The 19,571-nt window shown below is 67.3% G+C and carries 19 protein-coding genes; 13 read left to right on the top strand and 6 right to left on the bottom strand.

Going from position 1 to position 19,571, the window contains the following annotated elements:
• Window positions 1-14 precede the first annotated feature (14 nt).
• On the bottom strand, window positions 15-626 hold the full coding sequence (locus OXS49_RS01355; RefSeq protein WP_244000175.1) for a hypothetical protein: 612 nt from the start codon (window positions 624-626) through the stop codon (window positions 15-17).
• Window positions 627-674: 48 nt separating this feature from the next.
• On the bottom strand, window positions 675-1,361 hold the full coding sequence (locus tag OXS49_RS01350) for a methyltransferase domain-containing protein (RefSeq protein WP_267421055.1): 687 nt from the start codon (window positions 1,359-1,361) through the stop codon (window positions 675-677).
• Window positions 1,362-2,064: 703 nt separating this feature from the next.
• On the opposite strand from OXS49_RS01350, the gene OXS49_RS01345 reads away from it, so the two are divergent.
• Window positions 2,065-2,850 carry a lytic transglycosylase domain-containing protein gene (locus OXS49_RS01345; RefSeq protein WP_244000303.1) on the top strand — a complete coding sequence of 262 codons (786 nt, stop codon included), beginning with the start codon at window positions 2,065-2,067 and terminating at the stop codon, window positions 2,848-2,850.
• Window positions 2,851-3,068: 218 nt separating this feature from the next.
• On the opposite strand, the gene OXS49_RS01340 is transcribed toward OXS49_RS01345, so the two are convergent.
• Window positions 3,069-3,371 (bottom strand): hypothetical protein, encoded by a 303-nt coding sequence (locus tag OXS49_RS01340; RefSeq protein ID WP_267421187.1) that lies wholly within the window; start codon window positions 3,369-3,371, stop codon window positions 3,069-3,071.
• Between OXS49_RS01340 and OXS49_RS01335 the strand changes: the two genes are divergently transcribed.
• The 4 genes from OXS49_RS01335 to mqo all read left to right on the top strand — a co-directional run bounded on the left by OXS49_RS01335 (window position 3,253) and on the right by mqo (window position 7,405).
• A complete protein-coding gene (locus OXS49_RS01335) occupies window positions 3,253-4,386 on the top strand; it encodes a tlde1 domain-containing protein (protein WP_267421053.1) in 1,134 nt (377 codons plus the stop codon). The two genes, OXS49_RS01340 and OXS49_RS01335, sit on opposite strands and share 119 nt — an antisense overlap.
• 182 nt (window positions 4,387-4,568) lie before the next feature.
• Window positions 4,569-4,709: a hypothetical protein gene (locus tag OXS49_RS01330; protein ID WP_267421052.1), complete on the top strand. Its 141-nt coding sequence runs from the start codon at window positions 4,569-4,571 to the stop codon at window positions 4,707-4,709.
• Window positions 4,710-4,724: 15 nt separating this feature from the next.
• On the top strand, window positions 4,725-5,072 hold the full coding sequence (locus OXS49_RS01325; protein ID WP_346016921.1) for a lipocalin-like domain-containing protein: 348 nt from the start codon (window positions 4,725-4,727) through the stop codon (window positions 5,070-5,072).
• Between the two features lie 605 nt (window positions 5,073-5,677).
• A complete protein-coding gene (mqo, locus tag OXS49_RS01320; RefSeq protein WP_267421050.1) occupies window positions 5,678-7,405 on the top strand; it encodes a malate dehydrogenase (quinone) in 1,728 nt (575 codons plus the stop codon).
• Between the two features lie 168 nt (window positions 7,406-7,573).
• Here the strand turns inward: mqo and OXS49_RS01315 are convergent, their stop codons facing one another.
• The 3 genes from OXS49_RS01315 to OXS49_RS01305 form a co-directional block, all read right to left on the bottom strand.
• A complete protein-coding gene (locus OXS49_RS01315; protein ID WP_244000167.1) occupies window positions 7,574-8,308 on the bottom strand; it encodes a DUF3750 domain-containing protein in 735 nt (244 codons plus the stop codon).
• Between the two features lie 93 nt (window positions 8,309-8,401).
• Entirely contained in the window at window positions 8,402-9,259 is an 858-nt protein-coding gene (gene mdcB, locus OXS49_RS01310) for a triphosphoribosyl-dephospho-CoA synthase MdcB (protein ID WP_267421048.1), read from the bottom strand.
• 127 nt (window positions 9,260-9,386) lie between these two features.
• Window positions 9,387-11,369 carry a CoA-transferase gene (locus tag OXS49_RS01305; RefSeq protein WP_267421047.1) on the bottom strand — a complete coding sequence of 661 codons (1,983 nt, stop codon included), beginning with the start codon at window positions 11,367-11,369 and terminating at the stop codon, window positions 9,387-9,389.
• A gap of 836 nt (window positions 11,370-12,205) precedes the next feature.
• Here OXS49_RS01305 and OXS49_RS01300 point away from each other — a divergent pair.
• The 8 genes from OXS49_RS01300 (at window position 12,206) to OXS49_RS01265 (ending at window position 19,534) form a co-directional block, all read left to right on the top strand.
• Window positions 12,206-12,922 carry a GntR family transcriptional regulator gene (locus tag OXS49_RS01300; protein ID WP_267421045.1) on the top strand — a complete coding sequence of 239 codons (717 nt, stop codon included), beginning with the start codon at window positions 12,206-12,208 and terminating at the stop codon, window positions 12,920-12,922.
• Entirely contained in the window at window positions 12,919-13,689 is a 771-nt protein-coding gene (locus OXS49_RS01295) for an ABC transporter ATP-binding protein (protein WP_267421043.1), read from the top strand. The genes OXS49_RS01300 and OXS49_RS01295 overlap by 4 nt, the downstream gene beginning before the upstream one ends.
• Window positions 13,680-14,495 carry an ABC transporter permease gene (locus OXS49_RS01290; RefSeq protein ID WP_244000157.1) on the top strand — a complete coding sequence of 272 codons (816 nt, stop codon included), beginning with the start codon at window positions 13,680-13,682 and terminating at the stop codon, window positions 14,493-14,495. The genes OXS49_RS01295 and OXS49_RS01290 overlap by 10 nt, the downstream gene beginning before the upstream one ends.
• A gap of 64 nt (window positions 14,496-14,559) precedes the next feature.
• A complete protein-coding gene (locus OXS49_RS01285) occupies window positions 14,560-15,543 on the top strand; it encodes an ABC transporter substrate-binding protein (RefSeq protein WP_267421042.1) in 984 nt (327 codons plus the stop codon).
• A 31-nt stretch (window positions 15,544-15,574) separates the two neighbouring features.
• Window positions 15,575-16,591 carry an SDR family NAD(P)-dependent oxidoreductase gene (locus OXS49_RS01280; RefSeq protein WP_267421041.1) on the top strand — a complete coding sequence of 339 codons (1,017 nt, stop codon included), beginning with the start codon at window positions 15,575-15,577 and terminating at the stop codon, window positions 16,589-16,591.
• Between the two features lie 194 nt (window positions 16,592-16,785).
• Window positions 16,786-17,205 (top strand): PaaI family thioesterase, encoded by a 420-nt coding sequence (locus OXS49_RS01275; RefSeq protein ID WP_267421040.1) that lies wholly within the window; start codon window positions 16,786-16,788, stop codon window positions 17,203-17,205.
• Entirely contained in the window at window positions 17,202-18,014 is an 813-nt protein-coding gene (locus OXS49_RS01270) for a VOC family protein (protein WP_267421039.1), read from the top strand. The genes OXS49_RS01275 and OXS49_RS01270 overlap by 4 nt, the downstream gene beginning before the upstream one ends.
• Complete coding sequence (locus OXS49_RS01265; protein ID WP_267421038.1) at window positions 18,011-19,534, top strand: class I adenylate-forming enzyme family protein; 1,524 nt, start codon at window positions 18,011-18,013, stop codon at window positions 19,532-19,534. The genes OXS49_RS01270 and OXS49_RS01265 overlap by 4 nt, the downstream gene beginning before the upstream one ends.
• The last annotated feature ends 37 nt before the right edge of the window (window positions 19,535-19,571 follow it).

The raw sequence follows: 19,571 nt of genomic DNA, 5'->3' as shown, positions 1-19,571 counted from the left end.
TCCGCTCTGCGATCTCAGGCGCCGTGCTCGTGCGGCTCATGCTCCTCGACCAACTCACCGTGCAGCAGCGCGAGCGGCGCCTTGTGGTAGAGCTTGATGTCGTGGAACGGGTCCGTGAGGATCTTGGTGACCCAGACGAGTCCGGTCTGCACGTCGCGCAGGACGAACAGCTGCACCATCCGGAACAGCAGGCCCGCCAGCGCCAGCCACAGCCAGATCCAGCCGACGTTGCGGATCAGGTCCGTCGTCGTCTGGTGCGGCGAGATGAGGCCGAACAAGCTCCGATCGAAGTAGAGCGGTAGCGGCGACAGAGCCCAGATCGCGAGCAGCACGATCTTACGCTGCAGGTTGTAGCCGACCTTGATCTCTTCCTTGTGCTCGTGGCTGGCGTCGTTGACGTGGTCGTAGCCCTTCGGCTCGAAGAACAGGTGACCGGCCTGCCGAGACGTCATGGCGATCAGCCAGCCGATGAGCGCGGCCGTCGCCGGGTCCTTGAACGCCAGGGCGTAGGCCACCAGGAAGCTGATCGCACTGATGACGTGCAAGCTCTGATTGACGCGATTGTGGTGGTAGTACCGGTGATCATCCCAGCGCTGGATGCGCAGAGCTTCCAGAAAGCTCGCCATGGTGTGCGTCCTCGTGAAACGACGATGGGGGAGTGGCGTCGCGGGATCTCAGGCGTCGTGCTTGCGCAGGCGGACGAGGGAGAAATGGCCGAGCGGCGGCAGCGCCCGGCGCTCGACGATCTCGACCGGAGCGCCCGCCGCCCAGGCGGCGTAGCGGTTCCAGGCGAATTCGGTCCGCCAGCCGAGGCGGCTCGTGATCGGCGCCAGGGCATGCTCGATGGTGCGGCGCAGGCCGTTCTCGGCACCGATGCGGGTGGTGATGACGATCTCGCCGCCGGGGCGGAGAACCCGGGCGAATTCGTCCAGCGCCGCCTCGGGGTTCGGGACCGCCGTGACAACGTATTGCGCCACGATCACGTCGAAGAACGCGTCCGGGAAGTCGAGGTGCTCGGCATCCATGACGGCGAGGCGCTCGACATTGCGCAAGCCGAGCCGCGCCACGCGCTGGCGCGCCTTCTCCAGCATCGGCGCCGAGATATCGATACCCACGATGCTGAGCGCTCGGCGATAAGCCGGCAACGACAACCCGGTCCCGACCCCGACTTCGAGGATCCGCCCGCCGACCTGCTCCGCCGCGGCCGCCGCCAGGGTCCGCCCCTGGGCGAAGACCGGCCCGAACACCAGATCGTAGACCGGCGCCCAGCGACCGTAGGCCTTGGCGACACCGTCGCGATCGAGATCGGGGCCGAGCGCGCCTGAGCGCGATGAGCCGGTGCCGTGCATTCCGATAGCCATGGGTGTTCAGTCTCGCTGTCTGCCAGATCGAAAGCTGGTGAGATGAAAGTGAATGGATCGAGGTTTCGGCGCCTGCGCGCGGCCGACCTGTCCGGACCTCGCTCCGGATCAGGCCCGCCGGCGCGATCGCAGGGATCCTTGCCCTCGACAGCGCGACGGCACCGCGCCGGCATGCCGGGGAGAACGGTGCGCCGCCGTTGAGATCGCCGACATTGCGGTACGCTGAACGCGAATCAGGAGATGCGGTGCAGCGTAAGGCGTCGAGCTGCCCTGTCCGTGATGAGCCCCAAACCGCTTCTCCGGAGACCATTTTTCCGCCGGCAAAGCTATGACCGACATTTGACAACGTTGTGACGCCAGTAAGAACCGTTCGAAACGAATTCTCTTCGCCGGCAAATCAGTCCCATGGAGAACGAATGGCGGCGGGACATTGCATTGATGGGCCGCATGTCCGGCAAAGACCTTGCCGGCAAAGCGATCATCGAACCGATCGGCCCGATCGGCGGGCGTCCCCGCGCTGCCGGAGGAGCGGCCCGGCCGGCCGCGGCATGCAACAGTCGTTAAGCGAATTCGCAAGTGTGAAGGCAGGATTTCGGAGTTCGCGTCTTCGACATCTTCTCGCCCTGATATCGCCGAGATGTGGCAGGGTATCGCCAGGCGGATGAGGCGCGAGGACGCGCCGAAGGAGTGTTTCGTGATCGACATGATACGGCGTCAGACCCTCGCGGTAGCGGCCATCGCCGGGATCGCCTTGAGCGCCGGGCAGGCGCAGGCCGCGCAATGCGGCAACAGTGCCGCGGGCTTCGAGACCTGGAAGCGGGAATTCTCCGAGGAAGCGCGCGGCCGGGCCAGCGCGGCGAGCCTCGCAGCGCTGCAGAACACAACCTATTCGACCGCCACGATCTCGGCCGATCGTGGCCAGCACAGCTTCAAGCTGTCGCTCGACCAGTTCCTAGCCAAACGCGGCGGCCCGACGATCGTCTCCAAGGGGCGGGTGCTGAAGCGGCAGAACGCAGCGTTGTTCGATTCGATCGAGCAGCGCTACGGCGTCCCGCCGGGGCCGCTGCTGGCGATCTGGGGCATGGAGACCGGGTTCGGCGCCGTGCGCGGCAACGTCAATACCCTCTCGGCCGTGGCGACGCTCGCCTACGATTGCCGCCGCTCCGAGTATTTCACGGACCAGCTCTACGCCGCGCTGACCCTGGTTGACCGCGGCCTGCTGACGCCGAGCACCCGCGGGGCCGCGCACGGGGAGGTCGGCCACACGCAGTTCCTGCCCAAGAACGTGCTGACCTACGGCACCGGCGACCTGAACAACGTCAACGCAGCCCTATCGTCGACAGCCAACTTCCTGAAGGCGCACGGGTGGCGTGCCGGTGCGGGTTATCAGCCCGGTGAGCCGAACTTCGCCGCGATCCAGGGTTGGAACGCCGCGCCGGTCTATGAGCGCGCCATCGCGCTCCTGGGGCGCCAGATCGACAACGACTGAAACCAAGCCCGTAGGCGTACGTCCGGGTCCTGTTGACCCGGACGTCACCTTGATGCGCTCTCCAACGTCGAACCGGGATCCCGGTCGGCGGAGAGCACCTCAAGGCGTCCATCCTGACAGCGACCGTCGATGCCATCGCCGCAACGTGCCGGAATAGATGCTCGGCGAAGGCAGTTATCAGAAGCGTCCATGATCCGACGAATACTTGCGGAAGTGGTCTATAGCGCCTGAAAATGGCCCCGATCGATCCCAGATCGACCATGGACTTGCCGCAGAAAAGCCCGTTCAGACCCGCTGTTTCGGCCCGAGCGGAGCAGGTTGTCTGGTTGCACGTCCCACGCGTCGAAGGGTGACGATTCCGGACCGACCTGCCCCCGCCCGACGAGGAGCATGGGCATCTGCATGGCGATCGATACCGTGCCGCCGAACGGCCAGGACAGCAGACGGTCGCGACATTCGTGTCTCGCGCCGCTGACGGTTTTCACCGGCGCGCTCGCCATGGCCCTGGTCGGATCCGGCATCCGAGATCATGACCTGCGGCCATCCGCATCCGATATGGCGGCGGCAATCCGGAGCACGTCGCCCGGGGCAGCCGACCAGCCGGTCCGTTCGCGCAATACCGCCGCGGCATCGGAGGCCAGGACGTCCCCATCGGAGCCGGACGCGCTTGCATCGGCTGAGGCAAACCCGGAGATCGCCGACGGCCCTCCGGCGCATTGGGCCTGGATGCCGTTGGTGCCGGTTCCTGCCGTACCGAATCTGGAAGTGCCATCGGAGAGCCGGCCGGAAGAAGCGCCGCGCATCGCCGTGACCGTGCCGCTTCCGGTTCCGCGTCCCCCTGAATTTCGCAGCCCGGGGGCGCCCGTCCTCGCGCGCCGGGCCGACCGGCGCATGGCCCGGCGCGACGTTCCGCTTGCTCAGACGGCGGCACCGCCGACGGACGAGCGTACGTTCCTGGAGAAACTGTTCGGTCTCGAGCAGTCCCCGGCACCCACACCGGCCCTGGCCTACGCTGCGCTCGAGAGCAAGCCGATCGTGGTGGCCCCGCAGCGGCGGATCTCACCGCCGCTTGCCCTGTCGCGCGAGCCGAGCCCGACGGGGGGCGTTGCCATCTACAACATTGCCGCCCGGAGCGTGACGCTGCCGAGCGGCGAGCGACTCGAAGCCCATTCGGGACTCGGCGAGGGTCTGGACGATCCGCGGCTGGTCAATGTGCGGATGCGTGGACCGACGCCGCCCGGGACCTATGACCTGACCGAGCGCGAGCAATTGTTTCACGGCGTGCGGGCCATCCGGCTGACGCCCGTGGGCGGCAGCGAGGCGATCTACGGCCGGGTCGGGTTGCTGGCCCATACGTTCATGCTGGGACCGCGCGGTGATTCGAACGGCTGCGTCTCGTTCCGCGACTACGAACGTTTCCTCCAGGCGTTCCTCCGCGGCGAGGTCCAGCGCCTCGTCGTGGTCTCCGGCACGCAGGATCCGCTGCCCACGATGGCGGACGGTGGCCGCACGCGCATGGCGCGCAACGGCGGTTGATTCAGGAAAGTTGACGGCGCGCAAGTGCAGTCTTTCGCATCACCCGCTCCGGGCGCGGCGCGATGGTCACGCACCGGGCTTGCCAACACCGCCGCGCAGCGCACGGTGGCCGTGTCCTCACGATAGGCCGGTCGTCGAACATGCGCTTTGGAAGATCACGGATAGGCTTGCGCTGCGCTCTGATGGCGCTCGCCGCCCTCGCACTGCCCCTGGCGGCGCCACGGGTCGACGCGCAGGATCGTAAGGCCGATCGATCCGGCACAACGCTCGCCGAACGCATCGTCGGCACCTGGGAGCTCGTTTCCTACAAGGTTGAAGACTAGGAGACGGGTAAGCGCATCGACGCGATGGGCAGCACGCCCCGAGGACGCGTCATCTTCACCCCGGACGGCTGGGTGGCGTTCAATCTGGAGGGCAGCGACCGGAAACCGGCCGCAACGGATACCGAGCGTGCCGAACTGATGAAGAGTCTGGTTGCCTATATCGGTTGCTACCGAATCGAAGGCGACCAGTGGGTGACGATCGTCGAGACGGCGTGGGCGCCTGAATGGGTCGGCACGGAGCAACGGCGGGACGTCCGGCTCGACGGTGATTACGCGGACGTCACCACCCCATGGCGCGTGATGCCCAATTGGAACTCGGGCCGCCCGTCGCGTAGCCTGATCCGATTCAAGCGAATCTCGTAGTCCTCCTATCCATCGCGGAGACTGCAGCCGCAGTTAAAGCAAGGCTGCGGCGGTCGAGTTTGTAGCCGTGCGCTCCATGAGCATGTGGTCCAGCGTCGATCCAAGCAATCGCATTGCAGCGGCGAGCTTGCCGGATCGGCGGATATCGCCGTTCAACAGGGCAACGATCGGCGGGCCACGGACGGGGAATTTCGGTGATTGTCCTGCCGCGCTTCATCCTCTATGACGACGCCCGTCAGAGGCTGTACCGATCCGGCCAGAACGTGCCACCCGCGATGGTCGTCAATTGCGGTGCGGCCCATGGATTGAACCTGGAAGCGTTCCTGTTGGTCGGACCGCGGTCCGGTACAGGCAATAACAAAGCAAGCGATCCAACGCGCAGAGAAACGGAATAACGCGGCCATCCGCCTTTCGAGGCGGTGTCGCGTAGTCCCGAAAGCAATGCGCGCGGCAGGCCAACTCCGGGCGGTATTCCGGTGTGGCGCGACGATCCAGAGGAAACGATCCGGAAGGCCGGCACAGGACATTCCCTGTCGCCCATTTTGTCCGTGTCAGTCCGCGGGCGTGCTTGCCAAGCACGTCCGCCCTTCAATCGGGATCCGACCATGCGTGCCGACGATGAGACCGCGCCCTTCCGCCACCGTCAGCCGCAGGCCGCGCTGCCTCTGAACCGCAGACAGATCCTCGGGACCGCCGCGGTCGGGCTGGCAGTGGCTGCGCTGCCGACCTCCTTCGCGCTGGCCGACGCGGCCGACAGCAAGGTCGATGTTCTGCTGATCGGCGGCGGCATCATGAGCGCCACGCTCGGCGTGTGGCTGAACGAGCTCGAGCCCAACTGGTCGATCCAGATGGTCGAGCGCTTGGATCAGGTCGCGATGGAGAGCTCGAACGGCTGGAACAATGCCGGCACGGGCCACTCGGCCCTCGCAGAGCTGAACTACACGCCTGAGAAGAACGGCAAGGTCGAGATCCCCAAGGCGGTGGAGATCAACGAGGCCTTTCAGGTCACACGTCAATTCCTGGCCTATCAGGTCAAGAACGGCGTAATGACGAATCCGCGCTCCTTCATCAATTACACGCCGCACATGAGCTTCGTCTGGGGCGACGACAACATCGCCTATCTGAAGAAGCGCTGGGAAGCTCTCAAGGCGAGCCCGCTCTTCGCCGGCATGGAATACTCGGAGGATCCCGAGCAGCTGCGCAAATGGGTGCCGCTGATGATGGAGGGGCGCGACCCGAAGCAGAAGGTCGCCGCCACGTGGTCGCCGCTCGGCACCGATTGCGAGTGGGGCGAGGTGACCCGGGAATACGTCGCCTATCTGCAGAAGCAGCCGAGCTTCAAGCTGCGCCTGTCCACGGAAGTCGAGAGCATCGTCAAGAACGCGGACGGCTCCTGGCGGGTGACCTCGAAGAATCTCAAGGACGGCTCCCGCCAAAGCGTCGACGCCAAGTTCGTGTTCATCGGCGCGGGCGGCGGCGCCCTGCACCTGCTGCAGAAATCCGGCATTCCCGAGGGCGACGATTACGCCGGCTTCCCGGTGGGTGGCTCGTTCCTGATCAACGACAACCCGGATGTCGCCACGCTGCACCTGGCCAAGGCCTATGGCAAAGCCTCGGTCGGCTCGCCGCCGATGTCGGTGCCGCACCTCGACACACGGGTGCTGGGCGGCAAGCGCGTGATCCTGTTCGGGCCGTTCGCGACCTTCTCGACGAAGTTCCTCAAGGAAGGGTCGTATCTCGACCTCCTGAGTTCCACCACGACCAGCAACATCTGGCCGATGATGCGCGTCGGCATGGATGAGTTCCCGCTGGTCGAGTACCTCGCCGAGCAGCTCATGCTGTCGGACGATGACCGGATTGCGGCCCTGCGCGAATACTTCCCGAAGGCCAAGAAGGACGAGTGGCGCCTCTGGCAGGCGGGCCAGCGCGTGCAGATCATCAAGCGCGATCCGCAGAAGGGCGGCGTGCTGAAGCTCGGCACCGAGATCGTCAACGCCAAGGATGGCAGCATCGCGGCCCTGCTCGGGGCCTCGCCGGGCGCCTCAACGGCGGCGCCGATCATGCTGCAGGTGCTGGAGAAGGTCTTCGCCAAGAACGTGGCGACGCCGGAATGGCAGGCCAAGATCCGCGAGATCGTCCCGAGCTACGGCACGAAGCTGAATGACGATCCGGATCGCGTCGCGCAGGAATGGGCCGCCACGAGCGCCGCGCTCGAGCTGCCGGCACCGCCGCAGATCGACCGTGCGGTGGTGAAGCCGGTTTCCACCGGCAGCACGGTGCTCAACAGCAGTCCCGGCACGGTGAAGGAGCCGGTTCACGACCTCGCCCCCTGAGCGGTGCGATCGGCGTCCGGAGCGGCCCTTGGCGGCTCCGGACGCCCGATGCCGTGATCTACCCTATTGCTCTGACGCATTCACTTCGTTCATGCGAGTGAGCACGAGTACTTTGGTTTTGCATCAATTTTTCCAGACCCGGCTGACGCCTCCGTCTGGATCGATGCCCTAGATCCCGACCCGTCCCAGCGCCGGCAGCTTGATCCCGGGCCGGCGCAGGTCGATGCCGGCGACGCCGCCGAGCAGGTTCAGTTCGATTCCCTCGACCCAGCCGATCGTCAGCCCCGCATAGCCGCCGAGATTGAGCCGAACGCCGGTTCCAGAGGGCGTTCGGCCGATCCATCGGCCGTCATAGGGAAAATCCTTGCCGATCGCCGTGGTCGGCAAGCTGGCCTGGATCTCCGGCACGGCCGCCATGACGGCGGCCACGAAGGTATTCGAGTTCGGGCCCGGCCAGACCACGTAGTCGCCTGGGCGGGCGTAGCGGTACTCAGCCACGGCTTTCCGGATTCGCGGCAGCATCGCCTCGGCCGCCGGGCCATCCGCCGCGAAGACGGTCTCGGGCGGGTTGCCGAACCACCGCCCGTCGGGGACGAAGCGGTCGATCCAGATCGGCTGTCCCCAGGCCGTGTAGTCGAATCGCCGATAGGCGCGCTCACCCGGTCCCTTGATGACGATCCAGCTGTGCGTCGCCACGATCCCACGCCAGCTCACCGTGCGTGCAGAAAAGACTCGCACGATCGCGCCCGGCTCACGCTCGGCGGGCGGAAGCAGCCCCGCGCTGGAGCGGTCGGCGAGCCGCCAATCCCCGCTGGCCCGCAGCCAGTAGAGGGTGGCGGAAATCGCGACGGGCACGATGAAGAGGGCTGCAAGCGCAAGAAGCGCGATCCGGATCAGGGTCACGAAGAGGCCGGGGCAGGGGAGAGCAGGGCGGCGAGACACCCTATCTGGGTATGGCCGAGCCCCCCGAGAATGCGACCGAAGCGGCGCACCCGTTCAGACGTGCCGGGTCACACCGAGCGAATCGAGCAAGAGCGTCGCCGCAAGGAGATCGGCGCATCCGCCGGGGCTGAGCCGCGCGGCCACGAAGGCGCGATGAACTGCGATGGCCCGATCACGCCAGCCAGGCGTGCCGACGCCGCCGGCTTCCGTGAAGGCCGAGGCGTCCGCCCGCGCAGCCGCCAACCCGTCCACCCCGCCGCGGTGGAGGAGATTCGTATCGTCGACCACGGCGAGCAGGGCGAAGAAGCAATCGACGCGCGCGGCCTCCGGATCACCGGGTGCGCGGGCGCGGCCCGACTGCAGCGCGGGCAACCCGATCGCCCGGATCGTGGGAAAACCCGCCGCCGCCTCGGCGCTCGCGCCACCGACCCCGTATCGCCGGATCACCCGGCCTCCATGGCTCACCGGGGATGCCGGCATGCAGGCGATCGCCGCGCCCCAGCGGGCTGCGACCGTCTCCGCGTAAGTCTCCGGGGAAACAGGCGTCCTGCCGATCACACCTGCGGCCGCGCAGATCAGGCCCAGCGAGAAGATCGCACCGCGATGGGCGTTGATCCCGCCGGTGGCACGCATCATCGCGGCTTCCGCCCGGATGCCGATCGCGCGGAGTTCCACCATCGCGGCGCCCTTCGCGCCCGCCCCGACCAGTTCGGCGAAGAACGGCCGCAGCGCCGCCGCGCTGCGCGTCAGGGTATCGGCATCCATATCGTCGTGGCTGCCCGAATCGACCGGGCTGACGAGGCCAGGTTTCGGAAAGGTCTCCAGCTCGTCGATCAGCGCAGCGTGCGCACGCGCCGCGACATGCCCAGCCCAGGAACCGTCGTGGCGCCCTCGGTCCTCGACGGACGGCATCGCGAAGCGGTCATCCTGGCGCAGGGTCGAGGCTCCCGGCGACACCCATCGGCGTCGCCCGTGACGGGACGGGTCACGACTGTATACCGGAACACCGCCCCGCCGTATCCGGGCTTGCCCGGTTTCCTCACGCCGCCGAGGCCACCGCCGGCGAGATCCGCTTGCGGGCCTTCAAATCCTCGGTGCTGCTCAGGAAGGCCTGAGCTTCCTCCTTGCGCTCGAAGACGTGGGGGGCGACGCCGCGCTTGGTCAGCGCCTCTTCCATCTTCAGGCGCAGGAAGGCGCTGGTCGCGTAGCGGGTCGTGGTGGCGTAGTAGTTCGCCTGGAGATACTGGAGCACGCCGGCGTAATCATCGACCAAGTTCTCGTTCAGCCGGAAGCCGTCGTGGTTGATGACGGCGTTGACCCGCTGGCCGGCCTTGCGGCACGCCTCGACGATGGTCATGCGCAGCTCGTCCATGTCGCCCTTCACCCGGCAGTACCAGCCCTCCAGGTTGATGAAGAGGATGTTGCGCTCGGCGTCGTAGCTGACGCGGGACTTCAGATCGAGGTTGAGCAGGTCCGAGATCAGCTCCATCGGCTCTTCGCGGAAGATGCGCGGATCCATCGGTACTGGGTTTCGCACCACGGGGGCGAAATCCATGTGGGCGAGGATGTCACGCTCAATGTCGATGCCGGGTGCCACCTCAATCAGCTCAAGCCCTTCAGGCGTCAGCTGAAAGACGCAGCGCTCCGTGACGTAGAGAACGGGCTGCGAGCGCTCGACCGCGTAGGGACCCGAGAACGTGTTCTGCTGGACCTGGGTGACGAACTTCCGCGCCTTGCCCTCGGTGACGATGCGCATTCGCCCATCGTTGACGGCGATCTCCAGCCCGCCGGCCGTGAAGGTGCCGGCGAACACGACGGTGCGGGCGTTCTGCGAGATGTTGATGAAGCCGCCGCAGCCGTTCAACTTGCCACCGAATTTCGAGGTGTTGACGTTGCCGGCGGCATCGCACTCGGCCATGCCCAGACAGGTCATGTCGAGGCCGCCGCCGTCGTAGAAATCGAACATCTGGTTCTGGTCGATGATGCAATCGGCGTTCGTGGCCGCGCCGAAGCTTGAGCCCGAAGCCAACACGCCACCCACCGCCCCGGCCTCGGTGGTCAGGGTGATGTAGGGGGTGATCTTCTCCTCGTTGGCCACCGACGAGATGCCCTCCGGCGTGCCGACACCGAGATTGACCACGCCGTTGGGCGGCAGTTCGAACGCGGCGCGGCGGGCGATGATCTTGCGCTCGTTGAGCGCCATCCGCTTGATGCCGGTAACCGGCACGCGGATCTCCCCGGCCAGCGCGGCGTCGTACACCACGCCGTAGTTCATCCGGTGCATCTCGGGCTCGGCCAGCACCACGCAGTCGACCAGGATGCCGGGTACGCGCACATCCTTCGGCAGCAGGTAGCCGTCATCGACGATGCGCTCGACCTGCGCGATGACGATGCCGCCGTTGTTGCGGGCCGCCATGGCTTGCGCGAGGCAGTCGAGGGTCAGCGCCTCCTTCTCGTAGGAGAGGTTGCCCGACGGATCCGCCGAGGTGGCGCGGATGAAGGCGACGTCGATCTTGGTGGCTGTATAGAACAGCCACTCCTCGCCATCGACCTCCACGAGCTTGACGATGTCCTCAGTCGTCAGCTCGTTGACCTTGGCGCCGCCATGGCGCGGATCGACGTAGGTTTTGAGGCCCACCTTGGAGAACAGGCCCGGCTGACCGGCCGCGCAGGCCCGGTAGAGCTGCGAGATCACGCCTTGAGGCAGATTGTAGCCGCGGATCAGGTTGTCCTGCGCGGCCTTTGCGACCTTCGGCATGCGCCCGAAATTCGCCGCGATGACCCGCGTGAGCAACCCGTCATGGTGCAGCCGACCGGTGCCGAGACCTTTACTATCACCCGCACCCGCCGTCATGATCAGCGTGAGGCCCCTGGGCGAGCCGGTCTCGACGAACCGCGTCTCGAGGGCGGCGTGCAGCGCCTCCGGAATGCAGCTCTGAACGAATCCCGTGGTGGTGAGAACGTCGTTCTCGCGAATCAGCGCGATCGCCTCCTGCGCCGAGATCACCTTGTTCTTCTTCATGGGGCCCGTGATCCTTCCAGACTTCCGATCGCGGCGCCGCTCGCAGGACGGACCGTTCCTGACATCATCACCTGCCGACTGCGTACGGCCGGGACGGATCCAGGCACCAGACCAGCTGAGTTTTTCATTCGCATTCTATTGCATCGCATCAATACATGCGGCGTTGCGGCAGGACCGTCGTCTCCGCCAACATGATAATCTATTATAGAGCCACGTCGCCTTTTAAAAACTCTTCGACCCAACGTCAGAAAAATTGTACCGCCGGGCGCGCAGAGACCGTAGCCGAGGACCGGGCATCCCACCCCCCCGATCGCCTCGCCGTCGCGCGCTGTCGTGGACCGGGGGCTCGCCAACGCAAATCTGCCGGCCCTCTGCAATCCAGACCGAATGAACCGGGGACCGACCAACAGCTCGAATCGGACGGCTCTCCGAGAGACCGCGGGATATGTGCCTCGATCACGCGAATAAGAAACTGATTATTTTCTAATGCGGCAAACCGAGAGATGCGATCTCCTAGAGACGACGCAGCAATTGGATGCGCATTTCATTTACACAACCGGCAGCGAATGCGCATAAATACGGCATGGGATGCTCACTAGGCATGCTGAGCTGATCACAGAGCTGATCGCATGCCCCTCGGCCGGCTTGGATCGCGGCGAATGACGGCCAAACCACCCAGTGGGCTGGCGCGGCCAGGGCTGGCACGGGCCTGGTTGGCACATGTCGTGCGAGGTGTGGGCAGCTCACAGCTTGCTGTGAGAGACCCAATAGCACGCTGACGAGGTGACAGGATGACGAGCGCTTCTGCATCCCGGTCGACGCGCCCGACGGTCGGAGTGATCGCCGTCCCCGACGCGACGCGCAAGGGCAATCAAGCGTACGACCTGTTGCGGCGCGAGATCGTCGCCTGCCGGTTGCTTCCGGGGATCCGCTTCACCGAGGCAGAGGTGATGGAGCGCTTCGCGATCGGGAAGGCGAGCTGCCGGATCGCCCTCCAGCGTCTGGCCCAGGAGGGTTTCGTCAGCTCGATGCCCCGGCACGGCTATCGGGTCAGCCCGGTCACCGTGAAGGATGTCGACGAGGTGTTCGCGCTGCGGATGGAGCTCGAACCGCTGGCGGCCCGGGCCGCCGCCGGCCGGGTGAACCGGGCACATCTGGAACGCCTGGAGCAGGCCTGCCGCCGCCGGATCACGGTGGAGATGGGCAACCAGATCGATTTCTTCCTCGAAGCCAACCGGGGCTTCCACCTCGCGATTGCGGCAGCGGCGGGGAACGGCCGCCTGTATCGAACCCTGTCGGGCCTGCTGGACGAGATGACCCGCCTCGTCGCCCTCGGCTTCGGCGTCCAGGGGGTGCGGCCGAACATCGAGAACGACCACACCGCGCTGATCGAGCATCTCGTGGCCGGGGACGCCGACAGTGCCGCGCTCGTCGCGCGCCGCCACGTCGAGACCTTCCGGGCCATGACGATGGAGAAGGTCATCGCAAGCCTGCGAGACACCGCCGTGGTCCCCTCATCCAGCCGGCCCCTGGCCGCGGGAGGCGAGCCGTGAACGCCGTCGAACTCAACCATGTCAGCAAGTGGTTCGACCGGCGCGAGGGCGGCCCGCTCCACGTCCTCGACACGATCGACATCGCGATCCCGCAGCACGCAATCGTCGCGATCCTTGGCGCATCGGGCTGCGGCAAGAGCACCCTCCTGAACATGATCGCCGGGCTGGTCGAACCGGATGAGGGCGCCGTCCTCCTCGACGGCATCCCGTCGCACGCCTTCCGCGACTGGCGGGCCATGACTTACATGTTCCAGGAGGATCGGCTGCTCCCGTGGCGCACGGCCGCGCAGAACGTCGCCTTCGGGCTCGAGGCCGGGCGCATGGGCCGGGCAGAGCGGGCGCGGCGGGTCGACGAGACTCTCCGCCTCGTCGAGCTCGATACCTTCCGCGACGCCTACCCGCATGAATTGTCCGGCGGCATGCGCAGCCGGGTGGCTCTGGCGCGCAGCCTCGTAACCGAGCCCAGGATCCTGCTCCTCGACGAGCCGTTCTCGAAGCTCGATCCCGAGATTCGCGCGCAGATGCACGCGGAACTGCTGCGCATCGCCGGTCTGCGGGCGATGACCCTGGTCTTCGTCACGCACGACGTCGAGGAAGCGGTCGTGCTGGCCAGCCAAGTGGTCGTCCTGCACCCGCGGCCGGGCCGGATCGGCACCGTTCGGACGATCGATCTGCCCTATCCCCGCGACCCCCTTTCCGCGGAGGTCGCCGAAGAGGTCCGCCGCTTGCGCATCAGCCTCTCCGCCGCGAGCGCGCGATGCTCGTAAAGACCCCGCCACGCCTGATCCGGCAGGCACGGACCTCCGGGGCCGGCCGAAGGGCGGGCGTGCTCCTGCAGCGGCTGGCCCTGCTCGCCCTTGCGCTGGTCGCGTGGCAGCTCGGGTCGCTGCACGCGCCGAGCTTCGTCTTGCCGAGCCCGGCGCGGGTCTGGCACACTTGGCTCGGGCTGGTGGCCACGCCCGGGTTCGCCGCCGATCTCGGCATCACGCTGGGCCGGATCGGCGCCGGTCTCGCCTTCGCGGCCCTGGTCGGGCTGCCGCTCGGCCTTTTGCTCGGCGCGAGCCCCCGCCTCGGCCGTTTCTTCGAGCCGGTGCTGACGGTGACCAACACGGTCTCGTCCGCGATCTGGGCGATCTTCGCACTGATCTGGTTCGGTCTCTCGAACTGGACCACGATCTTCGTGGTGTTCATGACCGCGATGCCGCTGATCCTGACCAACGTCTGGCAGGGCACGCGCACGGTCAGCACCGAGCATCTCGAGCTCGCCCGCACCTTCCGCATGCCGCGCCACAAGGTGCTGACCAAGATCTACCTGCCGACGATCCTGCCGGCCTTCTTCTCGGGCGCGCGCCTCGCCATCGGCTTCGGGGCGCGGGTCGTGCTCGTGGCGGAGTCGCTGGGAGCGAGCAGCGGCATTGGCTATCGCCTGCGACAGGCGGCGGACCTCGTCCAGACCGATCAGGTCTTCGCCTGGACCCTCACCCTCGTCGCCCTGATGATCGGGCTCGAGACGCTTGTCCTGAAGCCGGCGGAACAGCGCCTGTTCGCCTGGAAGAAGGTGGCGCAGCCATGACGGCCGGCGCCCCGCAGGGACACGCCCGTCGCATGGGCCACCATCGCAGGTTCTGGAGAACACCTTGAAACGGATCCGCGTCCTCGCCGCCGCCGCCGCACTGTGCGCACTCGGCCTGCCCGGCCTCGCGCGCGCCGAGACGGTGCGCATCGGCTACTGGAGCTCCGGCATCAGCCTCGGCTTCGGCGCCGTGCTGGAGGCCGGCAAGTTCATGGAGAAGGAAGGCCTGACGGCCGAGTACATCAAGTTCCCGGACGTAAACGCGCCGACCAAAGCCATGGCGGCCGGGGCAATCGATTTCGCGATCGCGGCGAGCGCTGGAACGGCGCTGAGCGTCACCGCCGACGGGCTGCCGATGAGCATCGTTCTGGCGACGCAGGTGGCCGATCTCGACTTCGTCGTCCCGGCGGACTCGCCGATTCGGACGATGGCCGACCTCAAGGGCAAGAAGATCGGCACGTCGCCGGCGGGCAGCGGCACCGCCGCCATCGCGGCGGCGATTCTGGAGACCAATCACGGCCTCAAGCTCACGGATTATCAGGCCGTACCCGGCAACGATTCCCGGCTGGCGCAATTTCTCGTCCAGAAGGACATCGACGCGGCGGCCCTGCGCACCGTGACGCTGGCGCTCCTGTCGGACATGAAGCTGCGCCGGCTCGGCAGCTTTCGCGCGGAGTGGAAGCAGCTCACCCGGCAGGACGCGCCGCCGGTCCTCGGTGTCGGCTTGATGCGCAACGCCTGGATGGCGCAGAACCCGGACGCGCCCGCTAAGGTGGTGGCAGCGATGCGCAAGGCCTACGCCTTCGGCAAGGCCGACAAGGCGGCCGTGGCTGGGATCCTGAAGGCTGCCGCGAACCTGAGCGATGTCGACGCCGCGGCCTACGCGGGCCTCTGGGACGGCATCTACACGGTCAGCCTGGAGCCCGCCGACATCGCCTCGCTGAAGCGGGAGTTCGACGTGTTCAAGGCGGTCGGCGTCGTCCAGGGCAGCCTGCCCGACGCGGCCCTGGCTCCTGGCCCCTACGAGCGGTCGAAGACGATCCCGTAGCCTTCCCGACCTACAGAAGAGGGTTTTCACGATGGCTGAAACCATGAAGGCGCTCGTGCTGGAGGCGCACGGTGATATCGACACGCTGAAGGTGGTGAACGACTATCCGAAGCCGTCCCCCGGCGCGGGCGAAGTCGTGATCCGGGTCGGCGCGTCCTCGTTCAACTACCATGACGTGTTCACCGTGAAGGGCATGCCTGGCATCAAGGTGCCGATGCCGGTGGTGATCGGCCTCGACATGGCCGGACAGATCGTCGAGCTCGGCGACGGCGTCGCGGAGTGGCGCGTCGGCGACCGAGTGCTGGTCAACCCGCTCAACAAGGCCAAGGGCCTGATGGGCGAGATGCTCGACGGCGGTATGGCCGAGTATTGCCGGGTTTCGACGAGCCAGCTGATCGCGATGCCGCCGGACGTGAGCTACGCAGATGCCGCCTCGCTGCCGGTGGCCTACGGCACGGCCCACCGCATGCTGGTCACCCACAACACGGTGAAGGCCGGCGACACGGTCCTGATCCTCGGCGCGAGCGGCGGCGTCGGGACGGGCTGCGTGATGCTGGCCAAGCAGCTCGGCGCCGAGGTGATCGCGTGCGCAGGCAGCGAAGAGAAGATGGCGGCGCTTAAGGCACTGGGCGCCGACCACGTCGTCAATTACCGCGAAACCGACTTCTCCAAGTGGGCGATCCAGCAGTACGGCAAGCCCCAGCGCCGGACCTACGAGGGCGGCGTCGACGTGGTGATCAACTTCACCGGCGGCGACACCTGGGTGCCCTCGCTCAAGTGTTTGAAGCGCGGTGGCACGCTGCTCGTCTGCGGAGCGACCGCAGGGCACGATCCGAAGGAGGATCTCCGCTATATCTGGAGCTTCGAGCTCAAGGTGATCGGCTCCAACAGCTTCTACGACGACGACCTGTCGGCTCTGATGGAGATGATCCAAGCCGGCACGCTGAAGCCGACCATCGACAAGCTCCTGCCCCTCGAAGAGGCAGCCGAGGGCCTGCGGATGATCCGCGACCGCGAGGTCATGGGCAAGATCGTCGTCACCCCCTGACGCCAGCCCGAGGTCGCGCCTTCGGCTGCGTTACCGCCGCCTTGCACCGAGGGGCTTTCCCCCTGCCCCTTGCGGGGAGGGGTCAGGGGTGGGGGTGGCGCAGAAGGCACCACAGCGCCCCATCCTGAGCCACCCCACCTCCAACTCCTCCCCACAAGGGGGAGGAGAGTCCTGCCCGAGGAGACCCCGAAGCCATGTCAGACACCCCCCTCAGCAAGGAGCAGGTCGAGGCGCTGCTGCTGCGCGGCCCATTCCACCAGTGGCTCGGCCTCTCGGTGGTCGCCGTCGGCGAGGGCACGATCGAGCTGAAAGCAACGTGGCGGCCGGAATGGGTCGTCAACGCCGAGCGCGGCTACGTCCACGGCGGCATCCTGGCAACGCTCGTCGATCTCACCGCCGACTGGGCGCTGGTCTCCAAGACCGGGCGGGGCGTTCCCACTGTCGACCTGCGCGTCGACTACCATCGCGCGGCGATGCAGGGCGATCTCACCTGCCGCGGCACGGTGGTGAAGTTCGGCAACCAGCTCTCGGTGGCCGAGGCGCAGATTCTCGACGATTCAGGCCGCCTGCTCGCGAGCGGCCGCGGCGTCTACATGACGGCGCCGGCCAAATGACCGGGGGCCACCCCGCCGCCCCGGCGGACGGGGCCCTCGACCACGTGGTGATCAACGTGTTGCGGCGGATGGACGAGGCGGCGGACCTGTTCGCCGCCCTCGGATTCCGGCTAACGCCCCGCGGCCACCACTCGCTTGGCTCCATCAACCACCTTATGATGACGCCGGGCCCCTACCTGGAACTCGTCGGCGTGCCCGAGAACGGCGCGCAGCGACAGGACGTTCTGGACAGCCCCTTCGGCCTGAACGGCCTCGTGGTGGCAAGCCGGGACGCCGACGCGACCCAAGCCCGCCTCGCCGCTGTAGGACTCGCGGCCGGCCAGCCCGTCGCTTTTACGCGTCCGGTGATTGTCGGTGGACGCGAGGAAGCGGCCCGGTTCCGTACGGTGCGGGTCCCGGCACACTTATTTCCGGCGGGTCGTCTCTACCATTGCGAGCACCTGACCCCGGATTTCGTCTGGCGCACAGAATGGCTCGACCATCCGAACGGCTTTTCGGGGATCGACACGCTGACGATCGAGAGCCCCGCACCCGAGGCCGACGCCCCTCTCTACGCGGCCGCGAGCGGCGCGCCGGCCGAGGCGGCGGGTGGCGTCTGGACCCTCCGGCTCGGAGAGACGCGGATCGCGATCGTGCCGGGACTGGCGGCCCGCTTCGCCGCCCTGGCGTTGCGCTTCCGCGGCCTCGACGCCCTTGAGGCCCGCGCGGCTGCCCTTCCGGCGGCGACGTGGGTCCGGCACGGGCCGGACACGGCCGAGCTGACGCTGCCGGCCTTCGGTCTCCGTCTCCCGTGCAGGGCAGCCCCATGATGCGCCCGGCCACCGATGTGACCAATCTCGGCGACCTCGTCGATCGGTCCGGACCGCCGGACAAGCCGCTGATCATCGGCGTCGCACCCGATGGCGAGCCCGAGGTGATGACTCGCGCCGACCTCGACGCCCGAGCCGACGCCTTCGCGCGAGGCCTCGCGCGTGGCGGGATCGCCCGCGGGACGCGGATCGCGATCCTCGCGGCCAACCGGCCCGACACCATCGCGGCGCTTCTCGGCGCGATGCGGGCCGGCGTGGTTCCGATCCCGGTCAATCACAAGTTTCCGCCGGCCACGATCACCGCCGTGCTTGACGATTGCGGCGCACAGCTCGTGCTCTGCGACGGCCCGCGTCGGGCGATGCTGGCGGAGCTCGATCTCGACGTTCGGGTCGCCGTGTTCGACGATGGGGGGCGGGACGGCTTTGCGGCCTGGCTCGATCCCGGCCCCTTCGTGCCGATCGTGCCCGAGCCCGACGAAGCAGCCCTGTTCCTCTATACGTCCGGCTCCACGGGGCGACCGAAGGGCGTGCGGCTGAGCCATGCCAGCCATCTCTGGGTGGCCCGGACGCGCGCCGCGGAGACGGACCTGCGCGACGACCGGTTGCTCGTGGCGGCACCGCTCTACCACATGAACGCCCTGGCCCTGGCGCTCCTCGTCTGTGCGGCCGGCGCCACGATGGTGCTGCTGCCGCAATTCGAGGCCCGGGCCTACATCGCGGCGATCGACCGACACAGCTGCACGTGGCTCACCGCCGTGCCGCCGATGATCGCCATGATGCTGCGGGAGCCTGATCTCCTCGCGGAGGCCGACCTCACCGGCGTGCACACGGTGCGAATGGGATCGGCGCCGGTCAACGACGCCCTGGCCCGGCAGATCCGCACCCTTCTGCCGAACGCCCGCATCCTCAATGCCTACGGCACCACCGAGGGCGGCCCGGTCGTGTTCGGCAACCATCCGGACGGCCTGCCGACGCCAGTCGCGTCAGTCGGCGCGCCGCATCCCCAGGTCGTATTGCGCCTTGTCGGGCCCGATGGACCGGAGATCGGCATCCTGCAGGTGCGCAGCCCCGCGATCATGCTCGGTTACCACAACCGGCCGGACGTGCCGGTGCCGATCACGGCGGACGGCTTCTACGACACCGGCGACGTTTTTCGCCGCGACGCGGACGGATTCTACTATTTCGTCGGCCGGACCGACGACATGTTCGTCTCCGGCGGCGAGAACATTTTTCCCGGCGAGGTCGAGATCGTGCTGGAGCGCCACCCCGCGGTGCTCCAGGCCTGCGTGGTGCCCGTGGACGACGCCATCAAGGGCACCAAGCCCGTCGCCTTCGTCGTCCGCCGGCCCGGGGCCCTTGTCGACGAGGCCGCCCTCAAGGCACACGCGCTTGCCCACGCGCCGGCCTATCAGCATCCTCGCCGGGTCTGGTTCGTCGACGCGCTGCCGCTGGCCTCGACCAACAAGATCGACCGCGCGGCCCTGCGCCTGCGCGCCGAGGAGACGATCAGAACCGCGTGACGGGACGGATCGGATGGCCGATCGCCGCGATCCCGTC

This window comes from Methylobacterium sp. GC_Met_2, assembly GCF_026540795.1.
In the GTDB taxonomy this organism is placed as follows: Bacteria; Pseudomonadota; Alphaproteobacteria; order Rhizobiales; family Beijerinckiaceae; genus Methylobacterium.
The sequence above is the reverse complement of the archived record's forward strand: the minus strand, read 5'-3'. Positions and strand labels throughout refer to the sequence as shown.

Bases quoted from the DNA above. Each gene is read 5' to 3' on its own strand.
- OXS49_RS01330 (WP_267421052.1), top strand. From the start codon at position 4,569: ATGGCGCTCGCCGCCCTCGCACTGCCCCTGGCGGCGCCACGGGTCGAC.
- OXS49_RS01340 (WP_267421187.1), bottom strand. From the start codon at position 3,371: ATGCCGGATCCGACCAGGGCCATGGCGAGCGCGCCGGTGAAAACCGTC.
- OXS49_RS01280 (WP_267421041.1), top strand. From the start codon at position 15,575: ATGGCTGAAACCATGAAGGCGCTCGTGCTGGAGGCGCACGGTGATATC.
- mdcB (WP_267421048.1), bottom strand. From the start codon at position 9,259: ATGCCGTCCGTCGAGGACCGAGGGCGCCACGACGGTTCCTGGGCTGGG.
- OXS49_RS01290 (WP_244000157.1), top strand. From the start codon at position 13,680: ATGCTCGTAAAGACCCCGCCACGCCTGATCCGGCAGGCACGGACCTCC.
- OXS49_RS01345 (WP_244000303.1), top strand. From the start codon at position 2,065: ATGATACGGCGTCAGACCCTCGCGGTAGCGGCCATCGCCGGGATCGCC.
- OXS49_RS01270 (WP_267421039.1), top strand. From the start codon at position 17,202: ATGACCGGGGGCCACCCCGCCGCCCCGGCGGACGGGGCCCTCGACCAC.
- OXS49_RS01305 (WP_267421047.1), bottom strand. From the start codon at position 11,369: ATGAAGAAGAACAAGGTGATCTCGGCGCAGGAGGCGATCGCGCTGATT.
- OXS49_RS01335 (WP_267421053.1), top strand. From the start codon at position 3,253: ATGGCGATCGATACCGTGCCGCCGAACGGCCAGGACAGCAGACGGTCG.
- OXS49_RS01350 (WP_267421055.1), bottom strand. From the start codon at position 1,361: ATGGCTATCGGAATGCACGGCACCGGCTCATCGCGCTCAGGCGCGCTC.
- OXS49_RS01355 (WP_244000175.1), bottom strand. From the start codon at position 626: ATGGCGAGCTTTCTGGAAGCTCTGCGCATCCAGCGCTGGGATGATCAC.
- OXS49_RS01265 (WP_267421038.1), top strand. From the start codon at position 18,011: ATGATGCGCCCGGCCACCGATGTGACCAATCTCGGCGACCTCGTCGAT.
- OXS49_RS01275 (WP_267421040.1), top strand. From the start codon at position 16,786: ATGTCAGACACCCCCCTCAGCAAGGAGCAGGTCGAGGCGCTGCTGCTG.
- mqo (WP_267421050.1), top strand. From the start codon at position 5,678: ATGCGTGCCGACGATGAGACCGCGCCCTTCCGCCACCGTCAGCCGCAG.